General features: G+C 71.6%; 12 protein-coding genes. 5 read left to right on the forward strand and 7 right to left on the reverse strand.

Annotated features, from left to right (window positions below):
* Positions 1 to 90 precede the first annotated feature (90 nt).
* The 3 genes from aceA to L1857_RS09840 all read left to right on the forward strand — a co-directional run bounded on the left by aceA (position 91) and on the right by L1857_RS09840 (position 4,070).
* A complete protein-coding gene (aceA, locus tag L1857_RS09830; protein WP_094009011.1) occupies positions 91 to 1,377 on the forward strand; it encodes an isocitrate lyase in 1,287 nt (428 codons plus the stop codon).
* A 67-nt stretch (positions 1,378 to 1,444) separates the two neighbouring features.
* Positions 1,445 to 3,052, forward strand: coding sequence for a malate synthase A (aceB, locus tag L1857_RS09835; protein ID WP_116115453.1), 1,608 nt, complete (start codon positions 1,445 to 1,447; stop codon positions 3,050 to 3,052).
* A gap of 220 nt (positions 3,053 to 3,272) precedes the next feature.
* A complete protein-coding gene (locus L1857_RS09840) occupies positions 3,273 to 4,070 on the forward strand; it encodes a S1 family peptidase (protein ID WP_094009013.1) in 798 nt (265 codons plus the stop codon).
* Positions 4,071 to 6,506: 2,436 nt separating this feature from the next.
* On the opposite strand, the gene L1857_RS09845 is transcribed toward L1857_RS09840, so the two are convergent.
* The gene (locus L1857_RS09845; RefSeq protein WP_094007448.1) at positions 6,507 to 7,052 is read right to left on the reverse strand and encodes a TetR/AcrR family transcriptional regulator; all 546 of its coding nucleotides are present in this window, start codon (positions 7,050 to 7,052) and stop codon (positions 6,507 to 6,509) included.
* An 88-nt stretch (positions 7,053 to 7,140) separates the two neighbouring features.
* Between L1857_RS09845 and L1857_RS09850 the strand changes: the two genes are divergently transcribed.
* Positions 7,141 to 7,599, forward strand: a complete 459-nt coding sequence (locus tag L1857_RS09850; protein ID WP_116115221.1) for a nuclear transport factor 2 family protein — start codon at positions 7,141 to 7,143, stop codon at positions 7,597 to 7,599.
* Between the two features lie 148 nt (positions 7,600 to 7,747).
* On the opposite strand, the gene L1857_RS09855 is transcribed toward L1857_RS09850, so the two are convergent.
* The 4 genes from L1857_RS09855 to L1857_RS09870 all read right to left on the reverse strand — a co-directional run bounded on the left by L1857_RS09855 (position 7,748) and on the right by L1857_RS09870 (position 12,542).
* Positions 7,748 to 9,085: a glycosyltransferase family 4 protein gene (locus tag L1857_RS09855; RefSeq protein WP_240323457.1), complete on the reverse strand. Its 1,338-nt coding sequence runs from the start codon at positions 9,083 to 9,085 to the stop codon at positions 7,748 to 7,750.
* 379 nt (positions 9,086 to 9,464) lie between these two features.
* A complete protein-coding gene (locus tag L1857_RS09860; protein WP_116115223.1) occupies positions 9,465 to 10,946 on the reverse strand; it encodes a 1,4-alpha-glucan branching protein domain-containing protein in 1,482 nt (493 codons plus the stop codon).
* Positions 10,943 to 11,710 (reverse strand): class I SAM-dependent methyltransferase, encoded by a 768-nt coding sequence (locus L1857_RS09865; RefSeq protein WP_094007445.1) that lies wholly within the window; start codon positions 11,708 to 11,710, stop codon positions 10,943 to 10,945. The genes L1857_RS09860 and L1857_RS09865 overlap by 4 nt, the downstream gene beginning before the upstream one ends.
* Positions 11,711 to 11,732: 22 nt before the next feature.
* Complete coding sequence (locus L1857_RS09870; protein WP_116115225.1) at positions 11,733 to 12,542, reverse strand: ATP-binding protein; 810 nt, start codon at positions 12,540 to 12,542, stop codon at positions 11,733 to 11,735.
* A 143-nt stretch (positions 12,543 to 12,685) separates the two neighbouring features.
* Between L1857_RS09870 and L1857_RS09875 the strand changes: the two genes are divergently transcribed.
* Positions 12,686 to 13,114 (forward strand): hypothetical protein, encoded by a 429-nt coding sequence (locus L1857_RS09875; protein ID WP_094007443.1) that lies wholly within the window; start codon positions 12,686 to 12,688, stop codon positions 13,112 to 13,114.
* Here the strand turns inward: L1857_RS09875 and L1857_RS09880 are convergent.
* Both L1857_RS09880 and L1857_RS09885 read right to left on the reverse strand, forming a co-directional pair.
* The gene (locus tag L1857_RS09880; protein ID WP_167481608.1) at positions 13,074 to 13,244 is read right to left on the reverse strand and encodes a hypothetical protein; all 171 of its coding nucleotides are present in this window, start codon (positions 13,242 to 13,244) and stop codon (positions 13,074 to 13,076) included. The two genes, L1857_RS09875 and L1857_RS09880, sit on opposite strands and share 41 nt — an antisense overlap.
* Positions 13,245 to 13,314: 70 nt before the next feature.
* Complete coding sequence (locus tag L1857_RS09885) at positions 13,315 to 14,157, reverse strand: DegV family protein (RefSeq protein ID WP_116115227.1); 843 nt, start codon at positions 14,155 to 14,157, stop codon at positions 13,315 to 13,317.
* Between the last annotated feature and the right edge of the window lie 30 nt (positions 14,158 to 14,187).

Here is a 14,187-nt window from a genome sequence, read left to right on the forward strand (position 1 = left end):
ATTGGAGCGCTGGCGGTGTTTGCGCAGCACATGTCATGGTCGTTGCAAGCAAGCGAGTCATCGCAAAGTTCGCAAAGGTGGAGAACTCCCATGGCAGAGCAGCCCAACGAGTTGCAGCAGGAAGCCGCGAAGCTCGAGCAGCAGTGGGCGTCGGACCCCCGGTGGAAGGGTGTCAAGCGCTCCTACAGCGCGGCCGACGTGGTGAAGCTGCGGGGCAGCGTCGTCGAGGAGCACACGCTGGCCCGCCGCGGCGCCGAGAAGCTCTGGAACCTGCTGCACACCGAGGACTACGTCCACGCCCTCGGCGCGCTGACCGGCAACCAGGCCGTCCAGCAGGTGCGCGCCGGCCTCAAGGCCATCTACCTGTCCGGCTGGCAGGTCGCGGCCGACGCGAACCTCGCGGGCCAGACCTACCCGGACCAGAGCCTGTACCCGGCCAACTCGGTGCCGGCCGTCGTCCGCCGCATCAACAACGCGCTGGGCCGCGCCGACCAGATCAACTGGGCCGAGGGCAACACCGACATCGACTGGTTCGCGCCGATCGTCGCCGACGCCGAGGCCGGCTTCGGCGGCCCGCTGAACGCGTTCGAGCTGATGAAGGGCATGATCGCGGCCGGCGCCGCCGGTGTGCACTGGGAGGACCAGCTCGCGTCCGAGAAGAAGTGCGGCCACCTCGGCGGCAAGGTGCTGATCCCGACCAAGCAGCACGAGCGCACCCTGAACGCGGCCCGCCTGGCCGCCGACGTGCTCAACGTGCCGACGCTGGTCGTCGCCCGCACCGACGCGCAGGCCGCCACGCTGATCACCAGCGACGTCGACGAGCGCGACCAGAAGTACATCACCGGCGAGCGCACCTCCGAGGGCTTCTACAAGGTCCGCAACGGCATCGAGCCGTGCATCGACCGCGGCCTGGCCTACGCCGAGTACGCCGACCTGCTGTGGATGGAGACCTCCACGCCGGACCTCGAGGTCGCCCGCCAGTACGCCGAGGCGATCAAGGCGAAGTACCCGGACCAGATGCTGGCCTACAACTGCTCGCCGTCGTTCAACTGGCGCAAGCACCTGGACGACGCGACCATCGCGAAGTTCCAGCGCGAGCTGGGCCACATGGGCTACAAGTTCCAGTTCATCACGCTGGCCGGCTTCCACGCCCTGAACTACTCGATGTTCGACCTTGCGCACGGCTACGCCCGCGAAGGCATGACCGCCTACGTCGACCTGCAGGAGCGCGAGTTCGCTTCGGAGGAGCGGGGCTACACCGCCACCAAGCACCAGCGCGAGGTGGGCACCGGCTGGTTCGACCTGGTCAGCACCGCGCTGAACCCGGAGAGCTCGACCACCGCGCTCACCGGTTCCACCGAAGAAGCCCAGTTCTAGAAGAAGTCGCGAGCGGCCAGGGCGCGCTCGCCCTGGCCGCCTCGCGGCCCCTCCAGGAAGGCTTGCCATGTCTCACAGGTTCACCTCGCAGATCGAGGTCGCCGGCCCGGCCGGCGAGCGGTACGACGAGATCCTCACCCCGGCGGCGCTGGCCTTCATCGCGCGGCTGGACAACGAGTTCGCCGGACGGCGGCGCGAGCTGCTGGACGAGCGGCGGCTGCGGCGGGAGAAGCTCGCCAGCGGCGAGGACGTGCTCGACTTCCGCCCGGAGACCCGCTGGATCCGCAACGACGACTCGTGGCAGGTGGCGCCCGCGGCGCCCGGCCTCGAGGACCGGCGCGTGGAGATCACCGGCCCGACCGACCGCAAGATGACCGTGAACGCGCTGAACTCCGGCGCGAAGGTGTGGCTGGCCGACTTCGAGGACGCGACCTCGCCGACCTGGTCGAACATCGTCGGCGGGCAGCTGAACCTGTTCGACGCCATCCGGCGCGACATCGACTTCACCACCGGGTCGGGCAAGCGGTACGCGATCTGCGACAACCCGGCGACGATCGTCGTCCGGCCGCGCGGCTGGCACCTGGTCGAGAAGCACCTGCGCATCGACGGGCGCCCGGTCTCGGCGAGCCTGGTGGACTTCGGGCTGTACCTGTTCCACAACGCGCGCCAGCTGCTGGCGAGGGGCAGCGGGCCGTACTTCTACCTGCCCAAGCTGGAGAACCACCACGAGGCGCGGCTGTGGAACGACGTGTTCCGCCTCGCGCAGCAGGAGCTGGGCATCCCGCAGGGCACCATCCGGGCGACGGTGCTGATCGAGACGATCACCGCGGCGTTCGAGATGGACGAGATCCTGTACGAGCTGCGTGAGCACGCGGCCGGGCTGAACGCCGGGCGGTGGGACTACATCTTCTCGATCATCAAGAACTTCGGCGACGCCGGTGCGGACTTCGTCCTGCCCGACCGCGCCGAGGTGACGATGACCGCGCCGTTCATGCGGGCCTACACCGAGCTGCTGGTCCAGACCTGCCACAAGCGCGGCGCGCACGCGATCGGCGGGATGGCGGCGTTCATCCCGAGCAAGGACCCGTCGGCGAACGCGCTGGCCTTCGAGAAGGTCCGGCAGGACAAGGAGCGCGAGGCGCGCGACGGCTTCGACGGTTCGTGGGTCGCGCACCCCGGCCTGGTCCCGGTCTGCCGCGAGGTGTTCGACGAGGTGCTCGGCGGGTGGCCGAACCAGCTCGGCCGGACGCGCGACGACGTCTCGGTGACCGCCGAGGATCTGCTGAACGTGGCCAGCGCCGGCGGTGAAGTCACCGAAAAGGGTTTGCGGGCCAACATCAACGTCACTCTGCGCTATGTGGACTCGTGGTTGCGGGGCACCGGCGCCGCGGCGATCTTCGGCCTGATGGAGGACGCGGCGACCGCGGAGATCGCGCGGGCGCAGGTGTGGCAGTGGATCCGCAACGGCACGAAGCTCGACGACGGCACGGCGGTGACCGACTCGCTGGTCCGGTCCATGCTGGACGAGGAGCTCGCCGCGGTCCGGGCGGATCTGGGTCCGGAGGCCAAACTGGACGATGCGCGGGAGATCTTCGTCGAGACCGCGCTGGGTGAGAAGCTGCCGAGCTTCCTGACCACGGGCGCGTACGCGCGCTACCTGACGGATCTGGCCTGAATCTCCTGAAAAGACCCCGGTTTTCCCTCTCCTGACGGGGAGAACCGGCTCGCGCTGGCTGTGGCCGGACAGCGCGGACACTCGGGCCCGGTAGGTATGCTCCACCTACCGGGCCCGACCCGTCCCCGAAAATTTCTGCCTTTAGGTAGATGTGTAGAACCCTCCGAAAGCGCAATCCTGAACTGCGACACCGTTCACCAGGGCGCCGAAGGAGCTGGTAATGATCCCTGTAGTCCGCCGCTTCACCCGTTCGATCGTGGTTTTCGTGAGTGTGGTCGCCGCGTGTGTCTGCGTGCCGGCCGCGCAGGCGGAGCCGGGGATCGTCGGGGGCACGCCCGCGAACATCGCGGAGTACCCCTTCACCGTGGCGCTGACCGATGCCACCGGCCTCCAGTTCTGCGGTGGCACGCTGGTCGCGGCGGCCAAGGTGCTGACAGCGGCGCACTGCGCGCAGGGGGAGAGCCCGACGGCGCTCCGGGTCGTGAGTGGACGGACGCAGCTGAGCGGCCGTGACGGGACGGTGTCCACTGTGTCCCACGTGTGGGTGCATCCGCAGTTCCGGGACGCCACGCAGGGCTACGACGTCGCGGTGCTGACCCTGACGCAGCCGTTGTCCGCGCAGCCGCTGCCCCTGGCGAGGAAGGACGACCCCGGCTACCAGGCCGGCACCGAGGCGACGATCCTGGGCTGGGGCAACACGAAGCCGATGGGCGATTCGTCGGACGTCCTGCTGAAGGCGACGGTCCCCATCACGAGCGACGACTACTGTGCGAAGGCGTACCCCCAGCAGTACACCCCCGAGGCGATGATCTGCGCCGGCTACCCGCAGGGCGGAGTGGACACCTGCCAGGGCGACTCCGGAGGCCCGCTGGTAGCCGCCGGACGAGTCGTAGGAGTGGTCTCCTGGGGCGAAGGCTGTGCCGAACCAGGAAAGCCCGGAGTCTACGCCCGAGTCGGCTCCTACCACGACGAGCTGCAAGCTCAGCTGACACCCCCGCCACCGGCGGTGCTCCCGTAACGCCCCCACGGCAACCCCCGGCGCACGCCCACCCCACCCCGGCGCACGCCCAATCCCGCTCTGGCGCGCGCCCACTCCGCCCTGGCGCATGCCCAGCCCGCCCTGGCGCGCGCACCCCGCCCTGGCGCACGCCCAGCCCGCCCTGGCGCACGCCCACCCCGCCCCGGCGCACGCCCACCCCGCCCCGGCGCACGCCCAATCCGCCCCGGCGCACGCCCAATCCACCCTGGGGCGCGCCCACTCCGCCCTGGGGCGCGCCCACTCCGCCCTGGCGCGCGCCCAATCCACCCTGGGGCGCGCCCACTCCGCCTTGGCGCGCGCACCCCGCCCCGGCGCACGCCCACCCCGCCCTGGCGCGCGCACCCCGCCCCGGCGCACGCCCAATCCACCCTGGGGCGCGCCCACTCCGCCCCGGCGCACGCCCACTCCGCCCTGGCGCACGCCCAATCCACCCTGGGGCGCGCCGACCCCGCCCAGGCGCGCGCCCGCCCCAGCACAACTCACCCCAGCACACTCACCTCCGCACGGCTCGCCCTTGCACAACTCACCCCCCGCACGGCTCGCCTTCGCACGGCTCGCCTTCCACGGTTCCGTTTCGCACGGCTCGGCTTCGCGCGGCGGGCTCGGCCTCGCGCGGCTCGGCCTCGCACGGCTCGCCTTCGCACAGGTCGCCTTCCACGGTTCCGCTTCGCATGGCTCGGCTTCGCATGGCTCGGCTTCGCATGGCTCGGCTTCGCATGGCTCGGCTTCGCACGGCTCGCCTCCGCGCGGCTTGCCTTTGCGCCGCTCACCTCGCACAACTCACCTCCGGACGGCTCGGCCCGCGCGGGCTCGTACAGCTCGGCCCGCGCCGGCTCGCCCTCGCACGGCTCGCCCTCGCACGGCTCGGCTTCGCATGGCTCGGCCTCGCGCGGCTCGCCCTCGCACGCCTCGCCTGCGCACGGCTCGGCCTGCGCGGCTCGCCCTAGCACGGCTCAGCCTGCTCGGCTCCCTCCGCACAACTCGCCTCCGTACGCCTCGCCTTCACACGGCTCGGCCTGCGCGGCTCGCCCTAGCACGGCTCGGCTTCATACGGCTGGCCTTCGGACGGCTCGCCCTCGTACGGCTGGCCTTCCGATGGCTCACCTTCGTGCGGCTCGCCTTCGCATGGCTCAACTTCGCGCGGCTCGGCGTCGCGCGGCTGGTCTTCGCACAGCTCGGCCTTGCGCCGCTCTCCCCGCAGGGCTCAGCTGGCCTTCGCACGGTTGGCCTTCGCGCTGCTCGCCCTCACACCGCTCGCCTTCGGATGCCTCGCATTCGGACGGCTCGTCCTCGTACGGCTCGGCCCGCACGCGGCCTTGCACGGCGCGGCCTCGTACGGCCGGCCTTCGCGCGGCTCGGGCTTCGGCGACTGACCTTCGCGAGGCTTGGCCTGTAGAGCTTGGCCTGTACGGCTCGGACGGCACCACGCACCCTGTACGGATCGCCCTCGCCCCGCACAGCCTGCACGGCTGGCTTTCGTACGGCTCGGCTAAGCATGGCTTGCCCTTGCACGCCTCGGCCTGCGTGGGCTCGGGCAGCACGGTTCAGCCTGCATCGCTTGGCGTGCACGGGTTCGGCCGGGACCTCTCCTAGGCACGGTTCGGCCGACGCCGCGGGGCTTGGACCGCTCAGCATGCATGACTCGGGTGGTTCCTCATGAGGCCGCGCAGGCGGCGCCCCGGAGGCAGCACTCGGGCGGACTCGTCGCCCTGCACGGCTCTGCCTGTACCTCTCGGGGTGGGCCTTCACCGGCCCCGCTTAGGTGGCACCCCTCGGAGGCGCCCGTGCGGCCGACGCCCCTCGGCCGGTTCCACTCTGGCCGCACTGGCACCGCTCAGGCAGTGCCGTTGCGGCAGCGCCCTTCGGGCGGTGCCGGTCGGGCGGCACGGGTGCGGCCGGTGCCCCCGGCAGTGCCGGTGCGGCCAGCGCACTTCGGGCAGGACCCCACGGGCGGTGCCGGTACGGCCGGTGCCACTCGGGCGGCGCCACTCGGGCGGCGCCGATACGGTCGGCACCCCTCCGGTAGTGCAGGTGTGGTCGGCGCCCTTCGGGCGGCCCCTTCGCCCGGCCCGGTCGGCCGGTACCACTCGGCCGGTGCAGCTTGGGGCACCGCGCGGGGCGTATCGAGGCGTAGCCCCTCAGGCGTAGCCTCCTGAGTGGTGCTTGTCGTGGTCGCTCCCGAAGTGTCCCTCCGATGATGTCCGCCGAGTTGCCCCACGGCGCGACGCAACTGGTAGTCCCCGCGCGGTGTCTTCGGGCAGTGTCCACCGAAGATGCTCCCGGTGGCGCCCCGGGAAAGAACGCCCACGTGAACCCCCAGGCCCCTCGCCAGGTGGCCATCGGCGCTTGTCGTCAGTGCTGCTCGTCTAGGCAGGTTGCCGTCACCTCTGCCTCGGGCTGCCCCGAGACGCCTTCTCACCTCGTGGAAGCGGCTCGCACCAAGGTCTCCGCCGCGGCCTTCGCTCTGTCGGCCGCACCGGGGTCGCCGGTGATGCCCGCGATCACCGTCGCGCCTTCGAGTAGCGCGAAGATCTGGTCGCCGAGCTCGTCGGAACCGGCCACGGTCCGCAGGTAATCCCGCACCAGGTCCTTGTGCTCCCGCACCACCCGCGCGACCCCCGGCGCCCCCTCCCCGAGCTCGCCGAAGGAGTTGATGAACGCACACCCCCGGAAATCGTCCTCGCTGAACCACTGCCGCAGCCAGTCGAACACCGCCGGCACCGCCTCGGCCGGTGGCTGGGCCCCGACGTACTCCGCGAGCGACCTGCGCCACCGCTCATCCCGGCGGCGCAGGTAGGCCTCGACGAGGTCGCTCTTCGCCGGGAAGCACTGGTACAACCGCTTCAGCGACACGCCCGACCCCGACCGGATCGCGTCCATGCCCACCGCCTGGATACCCCGCGCGTAGAACAGCTCCTCAGCCGTGTCGAGCAGCTTCGCCCGTGCTTCGTCGTGGTCCATCACACCCGGTCCTTGCGTGGAGAACGTTCGTTCTCTAGGGTAGCGCACCAGTGGAGAACGCTCGTTCTCCGAACGTGGAGGAGCCCCCGTGTCCGACCGCCCGCCGTTCCCGCCCTTCGACGAGACCACTGCCGCCCAGAAGGTCCAGGCCGCCGAGGACGCCTGGAACACCAGGGACCCGGAAAAGGTCGCGCCGGCCTACACCCCGGACTCGGTCTGGCGAAACCGCGACCAGCACGTCATCGGCCGCGACGCGATCGTCGAGTTCCTGCGCCGGAAGTGGGATCGCGAACTGGACTACGCGCTGCGCAAGGAACTGTGGGGCTTTCGCGGCAACCGGATCGCCGTGCGCTTCCAGTACGAATGCCGCGACGCCGGTGGCCAGTGGTGGCGCAGCTACGGCAACGAACTCTGGGAATTCACGGAGAACGGCCTGATGCGCCGCCGCGAGGCGAGCATCAACGACACCCCGATCACCGAATCCGAGCGCCGCAACTTCGGCCCCCGCTCAGAAGCCGAGCGCGGCCAGCCGCTCCCGGTGTTCTGACCGCCCGGACTCGATCGGCGCGGCCGTGTGCGAACCGGCCGTCCACTTCGTACGTGCGGTGGCCTGCCCGCGCAACGCCGCCTCTCGGCGAGTGGTTCACCGACCCAGTTGCCGAACGGCCGCGGGCGGCCTTGCGCCCACGAACCGCTCAGCGGGCGGACTTCCTTGTGCCGGCGGCAGTTCCGCGTGCGGCGCGCTGGCGAGTGGCGGGCTTCGCGGCCACGGTCGGCGGCTCGGGGTTCAGCACGTTACCCGTCGGGATCTTCGGGCGTCCCAGCTCGCCGTGGTCGCGGATGCGCGCCTTGCGGTAGACCTCCGCGGTCGTCGCCGCGATGCGGGCCCAGTCGAAGTCGTCGGCGAGGCGGGCCTGCGCCGTCCGCGCGCGGCTCTCCGCGGCCTCGCGGTCCCGCAGCACCGAGTTCACCGCCGCCGTCAGTGCGGCCACGTCCCCGGGCGCGAACGACAGTCCGGTGACCCCGTCGACGACGACCTCGCCCAGCCCACCGGCCGTCGAAGCCACCAGTGGCGCGCGCGCGGCCGCCGCTTCCAGGGCGACGATCCCGAACGGCTCGTACCGGCTCGGCAGCACGACCGCGTCCGCCGCCGCCAGCACCGCCCGCAACTCGCGGTCCCGCAGGTGCCCGGCGAACTCGACCGCGTGCTGCATCCGCATCCGCCGCACCTGCTTGACCAGCTCGTCCAGGTGCCGCCCCCGCCCGGCGACCACCAGCCGCGTCCCGCGATGCGCGCGCCGGATCTTCGGCAGCGCCGACACCAGGTCCTGGACGCCCTTCTCCCACTCCAGACGCCCGAAGAACAACAGCAGCGGCTCACCACCCGGCGCGTACTTCTCCCGCGCCCGTGCGACCTCGTCCGCCGCGACCTGCCAGCCGCGTTCCTCGATGCCGTTGTGGATGACCGTGATGTCCTCCGCCGACACCTCGAACAGCTTCGCGACCTCGGCGCGCATCGCCTGCGAGCACGTGATCAGCGCGTCCGACCGGTTCGCCAGCCACCACTCCACGGAGTGCACCTGCTGGTTCAACGGCTGCGACAGCCACCCCGAGTGCCGGCCGGCCTCGGTCGCGTGGATCGTCCCGACCAGGGGCCGCCGGAGCGCGCCCGCCAGGCTGATCGCCGGGTGCGCCACGAGCCAGTCGTGGGCGTGCACGACGTCCGGCTGCCACGACCGCGCCAGCTCGAGCCCCGCGCGCACCATGCCGTGGCCCATCGCCAGGGTCCACGCCACGAGGTCCCGCTCGAACGTCACGTGCATCGGATCCTCGGCGACGCGGATGATGCGCACGCCTTCGACCACCAGATCCGTCGTGGGGTGCGTGTGCGCGTCGGTGCCGGCCGGATGCCGCGAGAGGACCACGACCTCGTGCCCGTCCCGGACGAGATGCCGGGCCAGCGCGTGCACGTGACGGGCCAGCCCGCCGACCACGACGGGCGGGTACTCCCAGGACAGCATCAGCACGCGCATGACAGGAGGTTACTCACTGGTCAACTAAGAACTGAACCGCCCGAAGACCCCGTATGTTCGGGAGTGATCTCGATCACAAGGTGCGGGGCTGGGGGGATGGGGTGAGGTGGGCGCGCACTGCGCCGGCTTGGAGCACGGGGGGCCGAAGGTGGGTTGGTCGGGGGTAACGCCGCTGGTGACCTGCGGTGCCCGTGGTGCGCGAGCGCCCGGACGGGCGGCGGAGCTGGGTGGTGGGAATGGGCGCGGGGTGCTGGGTGCGGCTGCGGGGAGTGCCGCCCGGGCGGAGTTGCCGTGGGGCCGGCTGGTGTTCGGAGTGTGCGGCCGAGTCGGGTCGGTGGGGGGCTGACCGCGGGGCGTCAGCGCGAGCTGCTGCCCCGCGTCAGAGCTGCCGCGCGTCCAGCTGGCCGAATGGGTTGTCCTGGCGGGCTCGGCGCTCCAGGTCCGCCGGGAGGGGGCCCCGGCCGATCCAGCTCGCCAGCTCGTCGAAGCGCGCGGTGTGCACGGCGGCCCGCCGGCGGGCGTAGTCCGCCGCCGAATCCTTCGTCACCATGAACGCCCAGTCGCTCGACAGGGCCATCATCGCCTCGCCGACCGCCCAGTCCGCCACTCGGTCGCGAGCGCCGGAACGCGGCACGGCCAGCAGCCGCTCCTGCAACGCCGCGTTGTCCGCCACCATGTCCGCCACCTGCTCGCCGTCCCAGACGCGCCAGTCCTTGCCCGAACCCCACGACGACGCGGGCAACTCCACCGGCGAACCGACCAGGCCGGCCGAAACCGCGCCCCGCAGCGTCGTCACCCGCACGCCCGCCTCCGGCAGCGCCCGCAACACGCCTTCCAGCCACGCCGGGCCCTCGTGCCACCAGTGGCCGAACAACTCCGTGTCGTAAGCCGCCACCACCAGCGCCTCGCGGCCGTGCTGCGCCCGCAACGCACGCAGCCGCGAGACCACCGTCTCCACGAAATCCTTCACGTGCGTCCGCAGCGTGTCCGCCGCCAGCGCCGGGTCGTACGGCGCCTTGTCCGCCGGCTCCACCTGCTTGCCCGTCACCCGCGACGGCTTCAGCCCCACCTCGTGCGCCCACGTGTGGAAATCCCGGTAGTTCGCGTGACCCGGATAGCCCGCCCGCGGCGACCACACCCGGTAGGTGACCTCCAGATCCCGCCCGAAGCACAGCACGTCCGACGAACCCACCGGCCGCGCGAACGCCGTGTCCCCGTGCAGCGACGGACCGTCGACCAGGAACCGCCGCACGCCGGCCGCCGCGTAATCCTCCTCCATGCCCGGCGCGTAACCGCACTCCGGCGCCCAGATCCCCGCCGGACGGTGCCCGATCCGCACCGCCGTGTCCGCCAGGCCACCGCGCAACATGAACGACCGCACCCGCGGCTGGAGCAACGGCTGGAAGGGATGCGCGTACGGGCCACCGAGCAGCTCGATCACCTCGGAGTCCACAAGGGACCGCAGCACCGGGGAAAACCCGTGCCGCCACCGGGTTTCGAAGTCCTCCAGCGACCGCGTCGCCGTGCGGTACTCCACCGCGGCCAGCTCCCGCAGCAACGGGTCGTCCCGCCACAGCGTCCCGGCCTGCACGGTCCGCAACTGCCAGTGCCCGAGCCACTCGTGGAACGCCCGCAGCGCGTACGGATCGTCCAGCTGGGCCGCGAGCACCGGCGTCACGCCGAGCGTCAGCACGTCCCGCCTGCCCTCGGCCGCGAACCGCCGCAGCAGGTCCACCACCGGCAGGTACGAGTGCGCCCACGCCTGGTACAGCCACTCCTCGCCGACCGGCCACGACCCGTGGTGCGGCAGCCACGGCAGATGGCTGTGCAGCACCAGGCAGAACGTCCCCTCGCCGGTCACGGCCGCACCGCCACCGCGACCAGGTCCAGGCTCGCGTCCACCCGTTCGCCGTGGATCTCGAAGTCCGCGGCGCGGATCGCCGCGATGTCGGCCAGCAGCTCCGGCGGCCACGGCGCCTGCCCGGGCAGGTGTCCCATCACGACCTCCAGCTGCGCGTCGATGATCGACCCGCCGTAGCGGGCGTCCAGCGCGCGCACCCCCGGCCCGTGGTGCAGGCCGTGCAGCAGCTCCACGTGGAAACCCGCCTCCCGCAACAGCGAATCCAGCTCGTCCGCCGCGAGTTCCCTGGTGTGGAACGGGTTCAGCGGCGTGTCGCTGTCCGGGGTGAACGTGAGCCGGTTCGGCGTGGTCACCAGCAGCCGCCCGCCCGGCCGCAGCACGCGACGGCATTCCGCCAGGAACGCGTCCTGGTCCCACAGGTGCTCGATGACCTGGAAGTTCGCGACCACGTCGATCGCGCCGTCCCGCAGCGGCAGGTGGACCAGGTTTCCCCGGGCCGTCCACACCTGGGGATAACTCCGCGCGACGTGCTCGGTCGTCGGCTGGTCGTAGTCGAGCGCGAGCACCGACTTCGCAGCCGAGGCGATCAGCCCGGCGCCGTAACCCTCACCGCAGCCGGCCTCCAGCACCACGGCGTCCGCGCACCACGGCAGCAGCGCGTGATAAGCCGCTTCGTGCCGCCGGAACCAGTAGTTCTCCTCGGCGATGCCCGGGACCGTGCGTTCCCCGGTCAGGTGCAGTGCTTCGGCGCGCGACGTACTCACCCCGGCGACACTACTGGGTGGTTCAGGGCCACTTCCGCAGCACGACCGACCACGACGAGGAGTCGACGCGGAACTCGGGCACCGGATTGCCCGCCTTCGCCATGGCCGAGCGGATCCGGAAGATCCCGCGGCCGAACCGGTTGACGTAGCCCAGCGCCTTCATCGCGCGGGCCAGGTTCGGGTTGCGGTAGTCGTGCACGCGGTCGAAGTTGTCCGGCCGGACCTGGCCGTACGGGCCGCCCGGGTTGGTCACCTCGATGCGGTCGTCGAACCAGGTGATCCGCACCGGCGCGTGGGAGGTCTCGTAGTCGCGGTGCATGACCGCGTTCATGCACGTCTCCCGCAGCGCCTCCAGCGGGTAGTCGGGCAGCTGCTCCTCGCGGAAGCCGTCGCCGTCGGTGAGCCGCGTCCGCAGGTGGCCGCTGAGCAGCGCGCTCAGCCGCACCGCCGTCTCCACCAGGTTGCCGCGCAGTTCCTGCTGGTCCGCGACCGGAGCGTCGGGGTCGAGGCCCTGGTAGCGGACGAACTGGACGTAGGCGCCGGGCACGTGCGCGCTCGGGTCGCGCCCGATCGTCAGCACGCCGAGCGCGGTCGGGACGCCGCCGGGCGTGGTCAGCCGCAGCCAGGCGAGGTCCTTGGCGACCGGTCGGGAATTTTCCTCCAGGGCCTCGCTCGCCACGAACGACGGGAGGTACGTGGTGCGGAACAGGCGCACGTCGAGGTCGCCCTCGGCGGCGGTGGCCAGGGGTCTGCTGTCGAAGGGGCCCGAGGCGAAGCGGCGGAGGTCCGGCTGGACGTGCTGGTCATCCCGGATGCTCGTAGCCGTGTGCACGGTGACGGCTCCCCTCAGTAGCAACAGTGCGAGCTGAGGCGTAACCCTATCGGGTGAGTGAAGTACTCCGTTGCGGTTCCGGGGGAAACGATCCAACAACTCGGGGGCTGTCACGTTCCGGTCGGCCGTGTAGTCCGCATGGCATGCGACTCGCGATACTGACGCTGCTCGCCCTCACCGGCCTCGTGGTGGGCTTCTGGGCGGCGGTCCTGCCGGAGAGCTTCTACGGCGACTTCCCGGGAATCCGGCCCAGCTGGGTCTCGCTGGACGGCCCCTACAACGAGCACCTGGTCCGCGACGTGGGCTCGATGTTCCTGGCGCTGGGCGCGCTCGCCGTCGGGGCGATCGTCGTCCGGACCACGACCGCCGCGCGCCTGGCCGGCGTCGCGTGGCTGGTGTTCTCGGTGCCGCACGCGATCTACCACCTGATGCACCTGCACGTGTTCCCGCCGCTGGACCAGGTGCTCAACGCGGTCTCGTTGCCCGGCCTGGCCCTGCTGGCGCTGGCGGTCGTGCTGCTGCCGGAACGGGTCAGTACGGACGGCGACCGTGCCCGCTCACGCGTGCCTTGAGCCGGGCGATGGCCGACCTGGCCTGAGCGCGGCGGCGGGGGTCGTTGGCGAACTGCTGGGCCTGCCGGATGGCGCGCTTGCCCTGCGGGGATTTCGCGAATCGGGCGATCTTGTTGAACAGCGAAGCCATTCCGTCCTCCAGGGCGGTATGCCGGTTTCGTCACCCGGTCAACGGACGGAGTACCCCGGTGGTTCCTGCGCTAAGCCGGGGAGACCGTGATGCTCAGCGCACCCGGCCCGACGTGTGCGCCGATCACCGTGCTGGCCTCGACGATGCTCAGCTCCGTGACGTGGGGGATCCGGTCGCGCAGCTGCTGCACCAGCATCAGCTCGCGTTCGGTGGGGCGGAAGCAGGAGATCGCCAGGTCGGTGGGCAGGCTGCCGGCCCGCTCGGCAGCCAGGTCGACGAGCTTGGCCAGCGCGCGCCTGCTGCCGGCGGCTCGCGCGAGCGGGGCCACTTCGCCGTCACGGACCGTGAGCAACGGCTTGATCGACAGCGCGGTGCCCAGCAGCGCGGCCGCGCCGCCGATCCGCCCGCCCCGGCGCAGGTACTCCAGCGTGTCCACGTAGAGCAGTTCGCTGCTGGTGGAGAACCTGCGCTGCGCCGCCTCGATCACCCGCTCGACCCGTCCGCCCGCCGCGGCCGCCCGTGCCGCGGACAGCACCGCGAAGCCGAGGCTCATGCCGGTCGTGCCGCTGTCCACCGGGTACACCGGGATCTGGACCTGCTGCGCGGCCTCGCGCGCGGCCAGCAGCGTGGCCGACATGCGCTGGGAGATGTGCAGGCTGACGATCGCGCTCGCGCCGGAGGCGGCGGCGTCCTGGTAGGCCCAGAAGAAGGCGCCCGGATCGGGCGGGTTGGTGCTGACCCGCTGCCCGGACCTCAGCGCCTGGGTCAGCTCGCCCCGGTCGAACCGGTTCTCCTCGTCGACCTGGTCCCCGACCCGCAGCTGGAGCTGGATGACGGTGATGTCCCACTGTTTCCGGAGCTGCTCGGGCAACGAAGCGGTCGAGTCGGTGACTACGGCGACGTGGTTGGGCACGGGAAGTGAGGTTAGACCGAAAGCTCGATC

This window comes from Amycolatopsis thermalba (assembly GCF_023376025.1).
Taxonomy (GTDB): Bacteria; Actinomycetota; Actinomycetes; order Mycobacteriales; family Pseudonocardiaceae; genus Amycolatopsis_E; species Amycolatopsis_E thermalba.